The sequence below is a fragment of the Spirosoma terrae genome (assembly GCF_010435915.1).
Classification (GTDB): Bacteria; Bacteroidota; Bacteroidia; order Cytophagales; family Spirosomataceae; genus Spirosoma; species Spirosoma terrae.
This window is the reverse complement of the sequence record NZ_JAAFZH010000016.1, coordinates 106,946-125,861: the sequence shown is the minus strand read 5'-3', so window position 1 is coordinate 125,861 and position 18,916 is coordinate 106,946. Positions and strand designations below refer to the sequence as shown.

The following is an 18,916-nucleotide window of genomic DNA, read 5'->3' as shown; positions in this document are numbered from 1 at the left end:
GTCGACAGGGCGAATTTATTTACTAAACAGATGCAACGTGTGTTGCAGAAATTCAGTTAGTGTTATTGATTATATAACGTTTGTATTTCGCTGTCTGATAATGCTCGACGGTAGATCCGTATTTCGTCCATAGCTCCCTTGAAATAATTAGGGAAATCTTTGATCTGAGCACCAAACTTTAACTCACCACCAGGGCATTTATCGATATTATTGGCTGGTAGGTTGTTGTTCTGATCCATTAAAGCATTATCGAAATACATTTTGCTTGTCCGGCCAGAATAGACAAGTACAAGGTGGTGCCATTGATCAAGTGTGGGGTTGTTGCTAAACTGAAAGCTTTGCCAGCCTTTGGCTACCTCGCAATTACTGTTTTGCTTAACGTTGGTCATAAACGTAAGACCGGGCCCTGTTTCATTGATTTTGACCAGCGAGCTATACATCTCAAAGTTACTATCGCTCCAACGTGATTTGTTATAAATCTGCATGCGATTATTCACGTTGTTGATAGCACTGGGTCTTATCCAGATGCTAATGGTAAAAGCGTCGGGCCGAAGTGTGCTGTTTTCGGCCATGTAGAAGTAGTCATTAATGCCATCCAGTAAAATAGCTGCGTTGGGATTACCCCTACGATCTGTGGTAAAGCCAGGATTATCAACTAGTATGGCGTCATTTCCATTGCCAGTTGCATCGACTAAAGACCGGTTAGTGAAATGTAAATAAGCGACCAAACCATCGGCTACCGTATCGATCTGCGTTTTGAATGATACGATGTCGCCATAAACGATCTCTCCAGAAGCGAGTTTGGCATAGGGTCGGCAGTAATACGTAGTGTTTGGCTGTAAGTTAGTTAGGTTAACTGCTGTGTTAGCACCTACGTTTGGATTGCTGACCGTAACACCTGGCCCAGCATTATCCATGTCGGGTGTGCTTGACGTGGACGAGTAGAGCACACCATACGTAACGGCCGCCGGATTGCCAGCGTTGTTTAGAACAAAATTGACTGCAGCTGTCGATACCCCGGCGGTTGGATTGCCAGTGATAGATATAGCTGGTTTCGTGCCTGTACGGAAGTTTTGCACAACAGAACTGTATCCTATGCCTGCTGAATTTCTGGCGTAGCTGCGGACGTAGTACACGGTATTTGCGTCTAGCCCTGTCAACGAAAACGGAATGGATGTATTAAGGGCCACTGATGCCGAAATCGGTATTGTGGCGTCAACTCTTGCGACAGGAGGATTACTTGTTTTTGAATACGTAATGCCATATTCGGTAATGGTTGCATTACCGTTGGCGGTAACAGTCATCTGTATATTTGCTGTGTTGGGATTAATATCAGTGGCGGGTTGCAACGTAACAGTCGGAGGTACCGCATCGCTGACAACAATTTCCCGAGTGAGGGTAATAGATTGCTTGCAGGTATTGCTCAGATTAGCCGTTACGGTATACGTACCAGAGGTCGGGTAGGTGTAACTGGCTGTCGTTCCTGTTGTTTCGGTGCTGCTGCCATTGCCAAAATTCCAGGAAATCTGATCGATTGTACCCGCGCTGTTGGCAATCGAAAAATCAACTTTCCGTTGCTGAATCTGGGCGGCCAGATTGCCGGAGGGGGGTGTACATTCACGCTTCGATTTTTTGCCGGGCAGCTCCCACGGGTCGCAGGCCCACAGGAAAAGACCACCGATTACGCAAAAAATAAGACTGAATAGGGTAGAGATGTTACGCGATTTCATAAAAGGGAAATGTCGTCTGAAGTGGTGTTGGATTTAAAACGTATAGCGGATGGCCAGACCCAGCGATTGTGAAGCCGGTTGCCAGTTAAACCCAGTGGGGCGAGGAGCTTTCCGATTTTTATGGAGTAGCAAGTACAGCTCGGCTACGGTTGCCACGGCGGCTAGACCAAGGCTGGCTTTATACAATCCGTTTTTTTTCTGGGCCTCTTCGACCGCTTTATACGCCGTATTATATTGATCATATAAAACAGGGTCGGCGATGATACCGGAACCGGTGGGATCTGTGGTCTGACTAACCTGGCTTAACGTGCTTAGTTTGTTCTGAAAATCGTTACGTAGTAATACGGCAAAAACGCCTGCTCCAACGGCCACTACACCTGTTGCCACCTTGAGGCCTATTTTATTGGATGGGCCATGATCAATGTTTGCGATTTGAATTTCAATTGATGCTCTGCGAGTAGGAATGGTCGTATATCGTAGGGCTTTTTTATAGCTTACCAATGCGTCCTGTAGCTTTTTTTGCCTAACTAATTTATTGCCTTCCTGCTCGTAAAAGTCCCCAATCTGGTTTGTTGTAATCTGGTCATTTGGGTTTAGCTTCAGTAACTGATCAAGCAGTTGAACGGCTTCCTGGGGTTTATTCTGCGCTAACGCATCAGACGCCTGCTGGCGAAAGTTTAAAGCATTTGTGCAGTCTTCGATTTTCTCTTTAGCGTATTTGTCTTCTTCAAATCCCGGCACTTCCAGGCAGTTCTGATACTGCCGACGGGCTTCCAGATACTTACCTTCGTTGAAAAAGTCGTCGCCTTTCTTTTTATAGCGATCATATTCGTCGTCGGCGATAGAGCTTGATGCTTTGAGCCGACTTTCGGCTAAGGTTGATGTTACGGTTGTTGTTAAACACACCAAAAGGATTATGAGGTAAAACGATTTGGTCATTCGAGTGGATTATTGGTTGTTACAGAGTTTAATTTTTGATTGAACTTCGCGTGTGTCTTTCAATGCCTGAGCGACTTTATACCATTCTTTGGCTCCCTCAAATTCATCATTGCTGAAAATTCGATTGCCTTTAGACATATACTCATTGTAGGCAGCGTCGGCTTTGGAGGTACTGAGGCTATGTTCTTTGGTTAAAGCGCGGGCGCTGTTGAAACTGGCAACAGCCTTGGCCTTATCGTTGCCCTTCGCAATCGCTTTTACACCTTCCTCAATTAATTGATCGTATTGCTGCTGAGCAACTTTTTGCGGATCGGCGGGAGCTTCTTTCGGCGTTTCAGGTTTGACTTCTGTAGCGTCCTGCTTTGGATTCGATTCCGTAACAGGTGGATTTTTGCTTTCAGACTTATCTTCCGGCTGTTTTTCTGCTAGTTTTTTTTCTACTACGTTCTGTAGTGACGATACGTCCTTCCGGCTTGGGTCCAACAAGAGTGCACTTCTAGTAAACGTAAGTGCCAATTCATAGTCTTCTCTCAAATAGGCTTGTCGGGCCTTGGCTAACGCTACGTCGATACGTTGTTTCAGGTCGTTTTTGGATTCGTTAGGGATTGCGGGAATTGGATTGGGCACAGTGTACTCTGACTTTCTCTCAGAAGTCGGTGGTGCAATTGCTACAGTATCGACTGTCGACTTTTGTATTTCTGACGTACTGGTCGACTCTGGTCCCAATACGTAGTATCCTAATCCGGCCAGACTAATCAAGACAACCCCCGCCAGTATGGGCTTATAAGGAATCCCCGTTGGTGGTTTCGGTGGTCCGACTGGCCGAACCATTGGTTCTGGTTGGCTGCTTTTTGTTGGGTTTACATCGGTTACGTCAGTCTCTGCTTTTGGTTGAACAGGTTGGTCAATAATCGCTTTTAGGGGAGGAACTATGTATGCGTCGGTACGTTCTTCCTGATACGTATCGATCTGATAGGCATCAGTTGATTCGGTTTCAAGTACCACCTTCGGTTTAGGACGTAGCCGGTCAATACAGACCACTAGCCCATGAGCCGCTTCCTGATGCCTGGGCGATAGTTGTAAAATCTGCTCGAAGAGTGCTTTGGCCGCTTCAAACTGCTCTTGATAAACCAGTTGATTCGCTTTCTGAAGTAGATCGGTTACCTGTTTAGCACTGAGCTGTTGTCGACACTGCTCCAATTGTTGCAGGGCTTCGGCATGATTTTCCCGTTTGGCCAGAATCTGTTCGTAGAGCATAATCGCGGCCTGATAGTCCATAGCCGAAGCGAGCTTTTGAGCCTCATTCAAGAGCTGAGGAATCGAGTCGAGCAGGTCGAGCAGTTCGGTTTCTTTCCGTACCCGCTCGTGAATATCACGAACCAGACAGCGCCGGATCATGGTTTGGTAAGGCTCGGCTACGTTGTTTAGTCGGACGGGCAGATCGACCGTAACAATCTTTTTTTCGATCTCCCGCCGGACTGATTGTTCACTGCTATTTCGCTGATCGGCTTTGAACGGTTTCTCGCCGGTCAGAATTTCGTAGAGGATAACGCCAAATGCCCATAAGTCGAGGTTAAAACTGACCCGGCTACCCTCAATCTGTTCCGGCGCTTTATAGGAGGGAGTACCGCGCCCGTCGCTCAGGTCGAAGTCAGAGCTGTCGAGTTCATCGTCGCTGACGAGTTTACTTAACCCGAAATCGGCTATTTTAGGAATAAATCGGCCGGCATTGTCGCGCGAGATAAGAATGTTGGCGGGTTTAAAATCGCGGTGAACAATCCGATGACGATGGAGGTGCTGAAGTCCCAGTAAAATACCTTTCGTGATGTCGTACACCTGCTCGGTTGTTAGCGTCAGGCGACGTAACAAATCGGCCAGATTACCATCCGAATAATATTTCATGATGGCAAAATCGCTGACGCTTGTATCGGTTTCGAGCCGATAGCAGGCATCGTATCGGGCAATATTGGCTTGTCGGGGAATGCGCTGAGCCAGCTCAACTTCCGCTCTCAAGGATTTGGCATCCGTCCCTTTAAACTCGCTGATCTTGATGGCTACCCACTCCGTTTCAAGCTGATCTTCCACTTTGATGACCCGTCCATACGTACCGCTGCCCAACAACGAGCCTTCGTCGTTGGGACGTATCGGATATCGTCGCCTGAAGTCCTGAAATGACGTAAACGTTTGACTCATATACTAAAATGACAAAGGCTCATAAGTGGATTCACAGATAAGCTAGTCCCAGATTATCGGAAAAACGGCCATAAAAAATCGGCGTTTGCCGGCCCCTGGTTGCCTGCTTAACGCGCACGCCAACGTATTGATGTAATTCTCGAATGGTTACGATCCGATCCCGGTTGAGATCGGCTTGTCCGTTCAATCCACGTAACAGATAATGGGTAAACGCTCCGCCTGAAAGCCGACTCGCTTCTACCGCACTTTGCGTTGACCGGCTGGCCAATAAAAGCGCTACGTTCGTCTCTTTACTGCCAGCCTGCGACATAGTCTGGGATAAATTTCGCTGGGTCGATTTCTGAGCCGCCATCCCACCCGACAAACAGGCATCGGCTATACACAGTTTTGTGGCAGCTTTCGATTGCCGAAAGGCTGTTTTTATATCTTGGTACGTCACCAGTAATTGCTGATTCTCGGGACGAATATCATACGGTACAAAACTGGACGGAAGGCCATGACCTGAAAAATAGAATATCACGCGGTCGCCTGGTTTTGCCTTCTCGAAAAGCGATAAGGATTGCTTTATAGTTGCACTGGTTGCCTGTCGATTGATGAGCAGACGAATGTGGGCAGACGGTACAGAACCACCCGCTTTCGATTGCAGGAACGTAACAATTTGTCGGGCGTCTCTATCGGCAAATCGTAAATCGCCAGTCCGGCTAGTCAGCGATTGGTAATCGGAAATGCCAACCACAACGGCATACGTATCGTTCGGACTATCCGTGGCTTTCCAGCTAGTTAACAGGTTCAGACAAAGTAGTAGCAGGGTTACCATCGTTCAGGGAGTACAGAGGTCCGTAAAGCGTTGGTTTCTCTGACCTGGTTGATACCAATCAGATAACCCGAGTAGTTATCTTTCGTCTGTCCGGCGCATAGCGACAGAATAGCCTGGACTTTAGCCTGGTCTGGTATGGCCTGCGCCAGAATTGTTTCGAGCACGTAATTGTCGACCTGCTCAAGCACCCCGTCTGTACACAAAAAGAAATAGTCGCCCGCCTGAATATCCGTCAGACACGTAACATCTGGTTTAGCAGAGGCTGCATCGTCAGTTCCGGCGCTGGCAACCACCGCCCGGCTAAGTCTGTTTCGCCAGGGATGGGTTATGGCCTGCGTAGCAGTAATAATCCCGGCTTCTACCATATCGTTAACCTGCTTATGGTCCTGGGTCTGAAAAATAATCGCACCGTTACGTAGCTGGTACACTCGACTATCGCCAATATGCGCTATTGTTGCGCCCTGTTCGTGGAATTGTAATAAGGCGAGCGTAGACCCCATTCTACTGACAAATGGATGCTGTTTCAGGTAGTTGTCGTAGGCCTGATAAGCCAGAGCCAGAGCCGCCGACAGCTGCGTCGAGTCAGCGAACTGTTGATTCGCTGACGTAGCATATGTAACAAATGCTTCGCATAAGAGCTGACTGGCAATTTCCCCTTTGTCAGCACCACCCATTCCATCACAAACAATAAACAACTGACTCTGGTCGGTAGCCTGACCGACAGCCGGATAGATCGAATCCTGATTAACTGCCCGTTGACCGATATGGGAAAAGGCAACCGGTATTGTTGGCTCAATAAACATACCTATTGGGTGTGGTCGGGATTAAAGGCCAGCTCAACTTTATAGGTGTTGAGCATGACGGGCTCAATTAGGTAGTGGGTTAACTGAAAACGATCGGCTCCACCCAGCGTAATGATGCCGCCATCAGCCACATCGATAATTTCGGTTTTTTGAAGGGCAATATGGTTCAGTGACGTACCGTTCAGGCTAAACTGCTTTTCCCCACTGTCGGGGTCTGCGAACCCATCTTCCAGTTGATACCGTAACGTACCGGCCCATTTGTCGAACGTAATGGTTAGTGTACAATGTCGGCGGCTGATGAAGCACTTGCCGTTGTGCATAAATCGATCGACCCGAATAGTTGCCAGTTCGGACGTACCGATAACGTTACGTCCAAATTGAAGCGGATACGTAGTGCTTGGCTCATTGAGATACGTTAACTGACCAAAGCCTGGCAGTCCACGTACAATAGTTTCGTCGAAATAAGAACCGGTTGCTAACGTATTGATCGCACCGCAGCCAATATGCGAGCATTTGATTGAGCCGCGTTCAGCGTCGGAGGGGCGGACCATAATTCGGCGGCCGCACTGCTGGCAATTAATTAGTGTTGTTCTGAATCCACTCATACCGCTTACTCATCCATATCCTGAACATCACCATGATTATTATACGTATCGTCGTCGTCATACGAATTGCCGAGCGTATCGTTGTCATCATCAACGGTATGATGTTCATCGACAGCCAAAGCCTCAGTTGGCTCGGAAACTAGTTCTGGCTCCAGAATTGAATCGACGATTTCACGAGACATACTTTCTTCCAAGTCCTGGCTGAACTGATCGTTGCCCAAAATGAATGGATCATCTAACTTTTCAATTTCGACTAACTCGCCGTTTAGCGAATCATAGCGTAATAGCGTATCCAATCTGTCATCGCCCGATGCGTCAACGACTCTGTAGGTATAGCCATCTTTTCCATCCATCACCAGTGTATCGATAACACCATCCCGATTAAAATCAAGGCCCATAACGCGTTGACCGTTCATGTGACCTTCAATAACCGTAGCCGGTGGTGATGCTACGTCTGTTGAGTGGTTGATAGCTACGGCCTGGTGGTAAGGTTTGAAAGGTAATTCTTCCTGTGTCACCATTTCCAGAAATTCATGACGCTGATCCAGCGATAGCCCATTCCATTCTTCTTTCTCAAACGTATTGTACCAGCGACCATGCCAGCTAAATACGCCCCCAACGCCTACTTCCTCGCGGGCAGTTTTGAAAGCCTCATCAAATGGCATGGTATCGAGTACTTTACCCGCTACGTCTAGTTCATCGGGAAGACTAGCCGTAGGATTTGGGTTTTGAACTGGATCTAAAGGTGCTGGATCTTCTGGACCTTTTTCCTGGATTTTTTTAGCAACAGCCCAGGCTGAGCCGCCTAAAAGCAGGGCAGCGGCCGAAATGCCGAGCATTTTCTTTTTGTCGGCAGTTAAGCCTGGTGAAACAGAAGTAGATGGTCGTGGCATAGCGTAGGTGTCGGTTTGTAATTCTGATTGATTGGAGATAGTAGTCATAGTAGCAGGTTTTTTGCATTGCACCTCTATATAGGATGAGGTCAAAGAAGGTAAATGAGTGAATAGGAATTAATTTACCCAAACTGCCTGGCAGCGTCGGCAGGTTTTCTGACGGGCCAGAAATTCCCACTCCCGGGTACCAAATGGATCGCGGCATTCGGGGTTAGGGCAACGGTAACGCTCCCGGTATTCCTTATCAATCAGTTCTATTTTTTCGTCGGTCGATAAAAGGGTTGAGCATAGGGTAGGCACTAACACGCTCAAGCCCGCGCCAGACATGATATGCAGTAAGGGTAGGGCGGTTCCGCCAGTTGATAAGATGGCACTGACGCTAATAACCGAGGAAAGAATAACGCTGCCCGTACGAATCATTTTTTCGCGATTACGGCAATCCCGACGGAGTTTGGGGTATTGGTCATACACCTGCTCAAGTGCTGCGAACTGCTGGGTGTAGTCTAACGTGGATTTTGTGGCGGGTAATTGTAGGTCGGAAACAACGGGCGATGGCTGGGCCGATACCGGTTGGGGTTGGCTGCTTGCCAGCTCAAGTAGTTCTCCGATCGTGTATGAACAATCGGCCAGCTGAACCGTGTCGGTTAGGCCAACAATTTTTCTGGTAATCCGATTGCCGTTGACAAACGTACCGTTTTTACTGTCGAGGTCTTCAAGTATTAAACTATCGGCACTGCACTGGATCAGTCGGGCATGCTGGCCGCTGATTTTGCCATTAGCGATAACGACTTGGTTGTCAGGTTTTCTGCCAATATGGTAAATCGGCAGGTGACTCCATTCTTCGATCAGATGCTCGAGCTGACTATCGGGAATAGAAGACATAGTAGAGAATTGTCGAGAAAATGACGATGGATGGATCGTGCAATTTAACAACGTAGACCCAATCTTATCGCTAATATTTTGTATCCGGTATGGCTGCGAGGAATATATTAATAAATGTAGTTGTTTTGTTGCGATGTTTGGCTCTATCTTAAGTCCTGATAAAGAGTAAATCACGAAAAAACCCGGCCCTGAATCAGGGTCGGGCTTCGTTCTTGAACGACTAACGTTTCAGAAGTTTTAGTTGCTGTCTGTCCGTTGCAGTCGATACGTCTAGTAGCAGTAGTCCACTGGCTCCCCTGATTGGAATACGGAGCCGCTCCGACTCTCCGGCTTCCGGGATGGAGTGATGGAATAAGGGTTTTCCCTGCAAGTCCAGTAGATTTATCTGTACGTTCTGGCCCAACGCGTTGACAATATCGATCTCTGCTATCTCACCCTCAACGGGATTACCAAGGACATGAACCTGCAATTTTGCTCGGACCTCTTCGGCTCCAATTCTTGCGCGTCCACAAGCTGCTTTTAAATCCCAGGTGTAACTGACAACCTGGCCGTTTTGGCGTGCCATGAGTGTGAAAGGTTTTACATCATTCGCTGTACGACTTTCCTTATCGACGTATTGATTTGGGTTGGTTGTCCAGCCGGTTATACCGATTGCCATGAACTCAACAGGGCTGCCGTCGCCCCCGGACGTATTGAACGTAATGGCCCCGCTAGTGCAATTAAAAGTAGGAGCTAGTAGGATCAATTGCTTACCATCTGTTGGTTGCTGATCGGTGCCACACGAGGTTTCCAGGTATTTTCTTAAATCAAAAACGTAGCTGACCGTCTGGCCTCTTTGGGTGGCCTGAATCAATATGGGTTTGGGGTCGTTACGTAGCCCCTGCTCAACAATACCCGTATTGCTGGTGACCGAAGTCCGTGAAATACCTGGAGCAAAGTAGGTGATGGGCGAGCCGTCGCCCCCGGATGTATTGAACGTAATGACGCCTGTTGCGCAATTGTAAGTGGGTTGAGTCAATAGCAAACTGGACGCTTGTTTACGAACCCAGATCGTGGCAAGCTTACTACCCTCAACACGGCCAAATAACCCCTCTGAATTCGTACTGCCAGCAATAAAATAAGTACCATCATCATTCACGTTCACGATACGAGCCTCATCGTCACCAAGGCCGCCCCCTTTTTCCTGCCAATCAATTTCCAGGTTCTGATTATACTTTGTAATACGATAGTCGCGGGAGCCATTATTGCTATTGATATAATTGTCGACCACAATACAGCCACCATCGGGCGTAGCGCGTACGGCAATTCGTTCCTGATTGTCGGTCAGGTTAGAGTCAGATAGTCGCGCGAGCCGAGTCATGTTCATTTTCTGGTCGAACTTCATCACCGATAACCCGCTTAACGTAGACATTCCTATGGCGTAATAGCCCGTAGCAGTTGGTACGAAATCTCTGAAAAGAGACTGCTCGTTGCCCATGCGCTGCCACATTACGTTACCTTCTTCATCGACTTTAAAGTTGTAGATCAGATTATAATTCGGATTCAAGTTACCCGTTATGTCAGGAGAGTTGGTGGTACTATTGATTACGTAGCCACCATCCGCAGCCCGATTCGCCTTAAACAAAAACGTACTTTCGCTACCCGCATACCGTTTTGCCCATTTTAGCGTTAGGTCTTTATCCAGTTTCACGAGCAGAACATCCAGGCGGACTCTGGGCGTATTTAACGTCGACTCGTATCCGGCAATCAGGAAACCGCCATCGGGCGAAGGAATCAGATCTCGTACTGTTCGCTGTAGGTTGTTGTCAACAGGTAACGGTAGGTATTGATTAAGAAGAAGTGCTCCGTCAGCGCCAATTTTGGTCAGTATAATATTGGCAGGATTAGAATCCGAATTACTGACAATCAGAAAGTCGCCCGTTGTAGTTGTTTGTACGCTATAGGGCGTACCAAACGTTGCCAGCGATGTGGTCCATAGTACGTTGCCGCCTGGCCCTAACTTCGTGATAAAAGGCTTACCGGTAAAAGCCGATTGCGACACAACAACACAGCCTCCATCCGTAGTACGAGCCATCGATAGTGAAAGGACGAGTTCTGATCGGAACTCTATCGGCAGAATAGTCCGGTCAAGCGTACGCTGCCAATAAACAGGAGGGACTGACTGTGCCAGTACCGTGGATGTTACGCCTAGCAGCCAGACAAGAATCAGCCACCCGGCGATGATTCGTTTGTGGTAGTTATTTTTCATAGATCGATAAATAGAAATGTGAGTTTTTTCATTTATCGAGCTATTGGCCGAAAGGTGAATGGCCATTCAGGATTTTTATTTTTTTAGAAATCGCGTTTCGGTTCTAAGGAAAAGGCCGTAAAAAAAGCCCAGCTTTTAGCTGGGCTGAATAGGCGAAAATCAAAAGTAACTACCGATTTTATCGTCTCTTTTTACCAGAAAACTTTCCTGACTGTTTGGGTTTACCCGTGTTTTCTTTCTTGGGGCTACCCAAAAGACGGTCAACCAAATCGGGGCGATTGAGTTTGTTAAGCCGATTCCGTATCCAGTCTTTGTGTTCGGCCTTGTACCAGAAGAAGTAGCGGTTCTGCGCTTGTTTCTCCTCGCGGGTTTTGGCCGTCCTAACCGGCTTCAACGTGTAAGGGTGAACTCCCGAATAGTAAATGACCTCGGCCACCGTCATTGGTGTCGGCGTAAAGTCCTGAACCTGTTCGAGCTGGAAGCCCATGTCTTTAGTCTCAGCGGCCAGATTCGCCATGTCCTGTTCTTCACAACCCGGATGCGACGAGATAAAGTACGGAATCAGTGGCTGTTTGAGGTTGTGTTTTTCCTGAATCTTGTCGTATTTCTTTTTAAACGTTTTGAAATACTTGAACGATGGTTTCCGCATGATCCGTAACGTATCGTCGGAGGTATGTTCAGGAGCTACTTTCAGTCGGCCCGATACGTGGCGCGTTGTCAGTTGCTCCATATATTCGTCGTGGTTGCCGTCTTCATTGTTTTTATTGAAATCATCGACCAGTAGATCATACCGAACGCCCGATCCAACAAATGCTTTTTTGATGGCTGGATTCGCATCTACCTTCCGATACAGTTCCGTTAACGGTTTATGCGACGTATCGAGGTTCGAACAGATAACGGGGTGAATACAGCTTGGACTCTGACAGCGGGCGCAGATCGCTTCGTCTTTGCCCTTCATTTTATACATATTGGCCGATGGACCGCCCAAATCCGAAATGTAGCCTTTAAATTCAGGATGCTTCGTGATTTCATCCACTTCTTTTAGCACCGATTTTTCGCTACGTGATGCAATAAATTTGCCCTGGTGCGCTGAAATCGTACAGAAACTACAACCGCCAAAACAGCCCCGGTGCATATTGACCGAGAACTTGATCATGTCATAGGCCGGAATTGGCCCACGCTTTTTGTATTTCGGATGAGGGAGACGGGTGTAAGGCAAATCGAACGATTTATCGATTTCGGCTTCGTCCATCGTTTTAAATGGCGGATTGATCACCAGCACCTGATCGCCCACTTTTTGGGTAATCCGGTTCGCCTGCCACTTATTCGATTCTACTTCAACAATCTTAAAGTTGGCTGCGTATTTTATTTTGTCTTCCAGACACTCTTCATGGCTGGCCAGAGCAACCGTGTTCCAGTTATTATAATCCCGGAGTTCGGTTTGATTGTTGTGCATAAATGCCACCTGATTGATGTTCCGCATCGACGAAAACGGTACACCTTTCTGGGCGAGTTTCAGAATTTCGCGGAGGGGCTGTTCGCCCATTCCGTACACCAGCATATCGGCCCCCGAATCGACCAGAATCGATGGCATAAGCTGATCCTGCCAATAGTCGTAGTGCGTTACCCGACGCAGCGACGCTTCAATACCACCGAGCAAAACCGGTACGTCGGGGTAAATTGTTTTAAGAATCTGGCTATAAACAATGGTAGCGTAGTCGGGACGGAAACCAGCTTCACCACCCGGCGTATAAGAATCGTTGGAACGTAACCGTTTGTTGGCCGTATAGTGATTGACCATCGAGTCCATACAACCCGCCGTTACGCCAAAGAAATATTTAGGACGCCCAAACTTTTTGAAATCACGCAGATCGTCTTTCCAGTTCGGTTGGGCGATAATAGCAACCCGAAAACCTTCGCTCTCCATGATGCGGCCAATCACAGCGGTTCCAAAGGCTGGATGGTCAACATAGGCATCCCCCGACACCAACACAATATCCACCTCATCCCAGCCTCTTTTTTCGACTTCTTTCATTGTCAGAGGCAACCAGTCTGTAAGGGGTCTTTCAATCATGAGTACATAAATTTGCTACCAAAAGAACATCGAATTTACAAAATAATTCAATGATTGATAACGAATTGTACCGATAAGTTCATTAGTTTTTATCCGTCTCGGTTTAGCTATAGTCGCTGATGCGACTAATTTTTCCCTGCTTCACTTCGAAAATACTTACTCCCCGAAGTTGTAGCTGCTGACCGGCTTTTAACCCGTTGGGAAGGTCCTGGGCTAACGTAGCAACGTAGTCAATTTCGACGGCAGCAGCCTCCGCGCCCTGCACGAGAAAGCGGACAATTTGCTTGCGCTCAGAGAAATAGTTGACAGATTGTAGTGCCAATTGCTCAAATTCCTGTCTGGAATTGAGCTGCATTACCCCAGACGTATTAGAAACGTTTTCAAAGATGATCTGCTCATCTAGCAGCGCTACCATGGCGGGTACATCTTTATTGTTGTAGGCGTCAATGTAGCCTAGAATGATCTCTTCCATAGTGGGTGTGAGATTTATTTAATTCGGGTCCACGTACTGGTTTTGCCCAGTAGCGGAATCCCCATGACGTAGCCATGCAGGTTGATGGCATTGGCATCTTTCATGGTTATATCGCAGTCGTATGTTTTCCCATCTTCCGGATTATAAATCTGACCACCTACCCATGAATTGTTGCCTTTATAGACCAGATTGGTCATAATATCCATGTGCATCAACGGCCGGTTCCGTAGTTTTTCGTCTGGATTCTGACGGTCAAGTTTCGGTCTTTTCGTAGATGGGTCGTCGGGTTCAGCCATCCAGACCAGCTTGCCATAATACTTATTGCCCTGCCTGTAAATTTCAACCTGATTCTTTTTGCGTGCGCTAAGCCATCGACCAACCAGGGCATCGGCATTATCAGGTTGAGGAACATAACCCGTAAGCGTAATGAGTAGGATTACCAGAAACGTTGAGAAGCGGAACGCAGTCATATGTTGGTAAAAGGGTTCATTGATCGTGTGATATAAACGCAAATCAGTGGGTGTTTGCTTTCGCAGACTGAAAAGTGATTGTGTGAAATTATCAAAAGACAATAGAACACAGATTGTTATGATTACTATGGTTTACGCTGATCTTACTGGAGAAAAAATGGGATAGAATAATGGTGGACAGGGTCGAATAAATCATAATTAATCATAACGATCTTAACAATCAGCGTTCTATTCCAGGTATTCAGCAACTTATTCATTTTGTTTAGAGTGTAACAGTTGGAGAAGGTTTAGCCTAAAAACAAAACACCCCGCAAGTACTTGACTGACGGGGTGTTGATTGAAAAAATACAGAGAGATAGTTAATGAGCTTTAACCGTCTGACCATCCCGGATTTCTTCGGTTGCCACTTTCACGATGGGTTCCCCCTGTTTCAACTCACCAAACACTTCAACCAGGCTATCGACAACATTACCTTTTTGGACCGACACCCACTGTGCATGGCTATTGTTAACCCGAATAACAAACATCTTCTCGCTTGAACTAACGACAGACGTAGTAGGCACAAACAGGGTACGGCCAGAGCGCTCTACGGGCAGGGTTACTTCGGCATACATGCCTGATTTTAGTTCGTGCGCGGCATTATTAACGTCGAATTCGGCCATCATTGCCCGATTGGCTTCTACCAGACTTTCAGCGCTACGGGCCAGTCGGGCATTAAACAGACGCTCAGGCATTGCGTTGACGGTAAACGATACGTTGCTTTTGCTACGTAGCTGATTGGCAAAGTTTTCCGGTATGGCCACCGTTAAACGGAGCGTACGGCTATCTTCCAGTACGAAGAGTGGTTTGCCACTATCGCCCGCACCAACCAGGGCTCCTGGGCTGATGTTACGTTCGGTAATCATCCCATCGAATGGAGCCGTAATGGTCAGGTATTGACGAAGCTCACTTTTAGCCTGATAGTTTGACCGGGCCGCCTGAACTGTTCCTTTCGATACGGCAACCATAGCACTGTCGGCCTGCATTTTTATTTGCGCCTGGTCCAGCTCGTTGGCTGAAACGGCCCCTTCCATCTTGGCCGTTTGCAAAATCCGGTTGTAGATTAGTCGGCTGGCACGTGCCCGAGTGGTTTGTTCAACCAGCGCGGCTTCCTGAGCCTGTAACTGGGCCTGTGCCTGACTGAGTTCAGATAATACTTCTGGGGCCTCCAATCGGGCCAGCAACTGGCCTTTACGAACAAACGTACCTCTGTCGACTGGAATCTCGCGCACGAATCCTTTGACTTTGGCATATATATTTACCCGATTCCAGGGTTTTAATTCGCCCGGCAACGTAACGCGTTTGCTAGGCTGCATTGCCTGAACCGTTGCCAGCGCAACTGTAGAGGCTTCCGGTTCTTTAGCCGTTTCATGGGCCTTGTCGTTGCCTGATGATGAGCAGGCAGCGATACCAGCCATAAGCGATACCGGCCAAACAAGTCTTAAGAGAGGTTTCATATGGATCGGGCCGCTGGTGCGGGAGTCAGTTGTTTGTCAAAAAATTTGCTTTCCGGATCTTCCGGGTCAAGTGATACCGATTGAATGCTGGCTTTAGCCTGAAGCTGATTAAATACGCAGGGAAGAATCAATAGAGCCGCAAACGTGGAAGCGACCAGACCGCCAATAACGGCCTGCCCGAGTGGTGCAATCTGATCGCCACCTTCGCCCAGACCCGATGCCATTGGCACCATCCCGGCAATCATGGCAATACTGGTCATCAGAATAGGACGAATCCGGCTGTTGGCAGCCAGCACTACGGCTTTTCGGGTATCGCCAACTTCCAGCCGCAGATTCTCGGCGTTGGTCACCATCAGAATGGCATTGGCAACCGATACACCGACCGACATAATCAAACCCATGTAGGATTGGAGATTCAACGTAGCACCGCAGGCCAACAGCATCAGCAACGCACCGGCTACCACCGCAGGAATGGCCGAAAGAATAACCAGTGATAATTTAAACGACTGATAGTTAGCCGCCAGCAACAGGAATATAATCACGATGGCAACCAGCAGACCCGTTTGCAGGCTACTCAGGGTGTCGGTCAGCAGATTGGTCTGACCACCCATTTCGACAATGACACCGCGTGGCGGTTCTCCCGCATTTTTAATGGCTAGTTCTACGGCTTTTTGAGCCGATCCCAGGTCCTTTTTCTGGAGGTTGGCCGTTATCGTTACCAGGCGGTTTGGCCCGGCCCGGTCATATTCGCCGGGGGCCGTTCCTTCCGAAAAGGTTGCTACGTCGGATAAGAGCGGATGCATTTCACCACTACGTAGCGGAATGTTGCCGATATCGTTTGTACTGCTCATTTGAAATTCAGGTATCTGCACCTGAACCTGATAAGCGAGGCCTTTCGATTCGTCGAGCCACAGGTTTTTGTCGGTAAAGCGGCTCGACGACGTAGCGGCTACCATCGAGCGGGCTACCTGCGTCGACGTAACGCCTAGTTGTCCGGCCCGTTCGCGGTTCATTGTTACGTTCAGAACCGGGTAGGACAAAGGCTGGGCAATCTGGACATCCCGCAGGAAGTCGATTTTAGCCATCTGCTCGCGAATCTTGTTGGCAAAGCGTCCGGCTTCTTTCAGGTCTTTGGCCGCAACCGTTACTTCGATTGGCGTTGAAGCACCCTGACTCATAATTTTTTCGGTCAGCTCAATCGGCTCAAACGAAATGGCGGCATTCGGAAGATCCTTAGCAATCCGTTTGCGAAGCGACTCTTTCAGATCATCCATGTTAACCGAATGTTCTTCGTTCAGCGAAACCTGCAAAACGGCTTCGTGTGGGCCACTATTGAACACGAAAATGTTAGACGTACCGTAGCTGGAAGGCACTGTTCCGACGTAGGCCGATGAAATTTCTACGTTTTCGGCGCCTACTTCGCTTTTGATAATATCGAGTACTTTCAGGGTTGCCAGCTCCGTACGTTCTACGCGCGTACCGTCGGGGATGCGCAGACGCATCTGGAATTGGTGACTATTGCCGTGTGGTAGAATATCAGTTCCGATAACCATAAAGCAAACCACAATAATAGTAATCGTGCCTGCCAGATAGCCGCCAACCACCAATCCCCGGCGATTAAGAATATTCTCCAGGAAATTCGAGTAGCGTTGTTTGAACTTGTCAAAACCCGTTGGATTTTTGGCGGGGTGCGCGGCTTCGTCAAGAATAGCGTGGCGTTCCTGCGCATCGAGAGCCAGCGTTGGCGCTTCGTGGGCGGGATGACTTTTCAGGAGCCAGTTGGCCAGAACCGGAACAAAGGTCTGAGAGAGCAAAAAGGAGGCAATCATGGCGAAACCGACGGATAACGACAGCGGCAGGAACATGGAACGTGGTACACCGCTCATTACGAATGCAGGCGCAAACACCGCCAGAATAGCCAGCAGAATCAGGAATTCGGGAAAAACAATTTCCTTACAGGCATCCCAGATTGCAACCGCCTTGGGTTTCCCCGTTTCCAGATGCTGGTGAATATTTTCAATCGTCACCGTGGCTTGGTCGACCAGAATCCCGATAGCTAGCGCCAGCCCCGAGAGCGTCATTATGTTAATCGTTTGCCCAAACAGGTTGAGCATAATGACCGCCGACAGAATCGAAATCGGGATAGTCGTTACCACGATAATAACACTACGCCAGTCGCGCAGGAACAACAATACCATCAAACCAGTCAGCACGGCACCTAAAATCCCCTCGGTAACCAGACTTTTCAGAGCATTCGTTACGTAGACAGACTGGTCAAATTCGTACGAAATCTTCACGTCTTCTGGTACGGCGGCCTGAAGTTCGGGCATGGCTTTCCGGATGTTATTGACGACATCCAGGGTAGAGGCATCTGATTTTTTGACCACCGGAATGTAGACCGCCCGCCGTCCGTTGACCAGCGCGTAGCTAACCGTTACGTCGGCTCCATCTTCAACCGTACCGATGTCGCGGACAAAAACTGTTGGCCCTGAACCAACCCGAATAGGAATGTTCAGGAAGTCTTCAGGCTTTTTAACGAGCGAGTTAACGGGCGTCATCAGCGCCTTATCGCCAATGCGGATATTACCCGCTGGCGACGGCTGGTTATTGGTAACGATCGATTTAATCACTTCTTCGGGTGTCAGCTGATAACTACGTATCGACTGTGGATTGACCCGGATAACAATGGTACGTTGGTTACCGCCGAATGGGGGAGGGCTCGATACACCAGGAATACGGGAGAACATGGGTCGTACCCGCGATGAGGCATAATCCTGAATTTCGTTCAGAGATCGGCTCGGACTTTCAAATACGAGCTGGCCCACCGGAACCGAACTGGCATCGAATCGGACCACCTGGGGCGGCACTGTTCCCTCGGGCATATAGGCTTTCGCCCTCGATACGTTGTTGGCTACCTCGGCGGCTGCCTGTGCCATATCGGTGCCGGGATAAAACTGCAGTTTGATCAACGATAGACCCTGAATGGTTTTTACGTCGATGTCGCGGATACCGGATACGTACAGAAAGTGATCCTGGTAGCGGGTGGCGATAAAGCCGTCCATTTGGTCGGGGGCCATTCCACCGTAGGGTTGTACGACGTAGATAGTCGGCAGATCAAGGTTCGGAAAAATATCGACGGGTATGGTGAACAGAGACATCACCGAAAAAAACAGGAGTCCCAGCACCGCCACAACCACCGAAATAGGTTTCCGTAAAGCGGATCGAATGATGTTATACATGGTTTATAGAGTGATTCTTGTAGAGACGCAATACGTTGCGTCTCTCATTGGCGTC

Annotated in this window: 14 protein-coding genes; all 14 read right to left on the bottom strand. The window is 48.3% G+C overall.

Annotated features, from left to right (window positions below; translation table 11 throughout):
- Window positions 1–62 precede the first annotated feature (62 nt).
- The 14 genes from GK108_RS25720 to GK108_RS25655 all read right to left on the bottom strand — a co-directional run bounded on the left by GK108_RS25720 (window position 63) and on the right by GK108_RS25655 (window position 18,861).
- Window positions 63–1,730 (bottom strand): LamG-like jellyroll fold domain-containing protein, encoded by a 1,668-nt coding sequence (locus GK108_RS25720; protein WP_163954450.1) that lies wholly within the window; start codon window positions 1,728–1,730, stop codon window positions 63–65.
- Window positions 1,731–1,763: 33 nt separating this feature from the next.
- Window positions 1,764–2,669: a hypothetical protein gene (locus tag GK108_RS25715; RefSeq protein WP_163954449.1), complete on the bottom strand. Its 906-nt coding sequence runs from the start codon at window positions 2,667–2,669 to the stop codon at window positions 1,764–1,766.
- A 9-nt stretch (window positions 2,670–2,678) separates the two neighbouring features.
- A complete protein-coding gene (locus GK108_RS25710) occupies window positions 2,679–4,862 on the bottom strand; it encodes a serine/threonine-protein kinase (RefSeq protein WP_163954448.1) in 2,184 nt (727 codons plus the stop codon).
- A gap of 31 nt (window positions 4,863–4,893) precedes the next feature.
- Entirely contained in the window at window positions 4,894–5,679 is a 786-nt protein-coding gene (locus GK108_RS25705) for a caspase family protein (RefSeq protein ID WP_163954447.1), read from the bottom strand.
- Window positions 5,673–6,482, bottom strand: coding sequence for a PP2C family protein-serine/threonine phosphatase (locus GK108_RS25700; RefSeq protein WP_163954446.1), 810 nt, complete (start codon window positions 6,480–6,482; stop codon window positions 5,673–5,675). The genes GK108_RS25705 and GK108_RS25700 overlap by 7 nt, the downstream gene beginning before the upstream one ends.
- A 2-nt stretch (window positions 6,483–6,484) precedes the next feature.
- Window positions 6,485–7,087 carry an FHA domain-containing protein gene (locus GK108_RS25695; RefSeq protein ID WP_163954445.1) on the bottom strand — a complete coding sequence of 201 codons (603 nt, stop codon included), beginning with the start codon at window positions 7,085–7,087 and terminating at the stop codon, window positions 6,485–6,487.
- 5 nt (window positions 7,088–7,092) lie between these two features.
- Window positions 7,093–8,028 carry a hypothetical protein gene (locus GK108_RS25690; protein ID WP_163954444.1) on the bottom strand — a complete coding sequence of 312 codons (936 nt, stop codon included), beginning with the start codon at window positions 8,026–8,028 and terminating at the stop codon, window positions 7,093–7,095.
- Window positions 8,029–8,097: 69 nt separating this feature from the next.
- Entirely contained in the window at window positions 8,098–8,862 is a 765-nt protein-coding gene (locus tag GK108_RS25685) for an FHA domain-containing protein (protein WP_163954443.1), read from the bottom strand.
- Window positions 8,863–9,082: 220 nt separating this feature from the next.
- Window positions 9,083–11,110, bottom strand: a complete 2,028-nt coding sequence (locus tag GK108_RS25680; protein ID WP_163954442.1) for a hypothetical protein — start codon at window positions 11,108–11,110, stop codon at window positions 9,083–9,085.
- 178 nt (window positions 11,111–11,288) lie between these two features.
- Complete coding sequence (locus GK108_RS25675) at window positions 11,289–13,184, bottom strand: YgiQ family radical SAM protein (protein WP_163954441.1); 1,896 nt, start codon at window positions 13,182–13,184, stop codon at window positions 11,289–11,291.
- A gap of 103 nt (window positions 13,185–13,287) precedes the next feature.
- Entirely contained in the window at window positions 13,288–13,656 is a 369-nt protein-coding gene (locus GK108_RS25670; RefSeq protein ID WP_163954440.1) for a nuclear transport factor 2 family protein, read from the bottom strand.
- 14 nt (window positions 13,657–13,670) lie between these two features.
- Window positions 13,671–14,126, bottom strand: a complete 456-nt coding sequence (locus GK108_RS25665) for a DUF2147 domain-containing protein (protein ID WP_163954439.1) — start codon at window positions 14,124–14,126, stop codon at window positions 13,671–13,673.
- A 359-nt stretch (window positions 14,127–14,485) separates the two neighbouring features.
- Window positions 14,486–15,622, bottom strand: a complete 1,137-nt coding sequence (locus tag GK108_RS25660) for an efflux RND transporter periplasmic adaptor subunit (RefSeq protein WP_163954438.1) — start codon at window positions 15,620–15,622, stop codon at window positions 14,486–14,488.
- A complete protein-coding gene (locus GK108_RS25655; protein WP_163954437.1) occupies window positions 15,619–18,861 on the bottom strand; it encodes an efflux RND transporter permease subunit in 3,243 nt (1,080 codons plus the stop codon). Before GK108_RS25655 ends, GK108_RS25660 begins: the two co-directional genes overlap by 4 nt.
- Window positions 18,862–18,916: the final 55 nt, after the last annotated feature.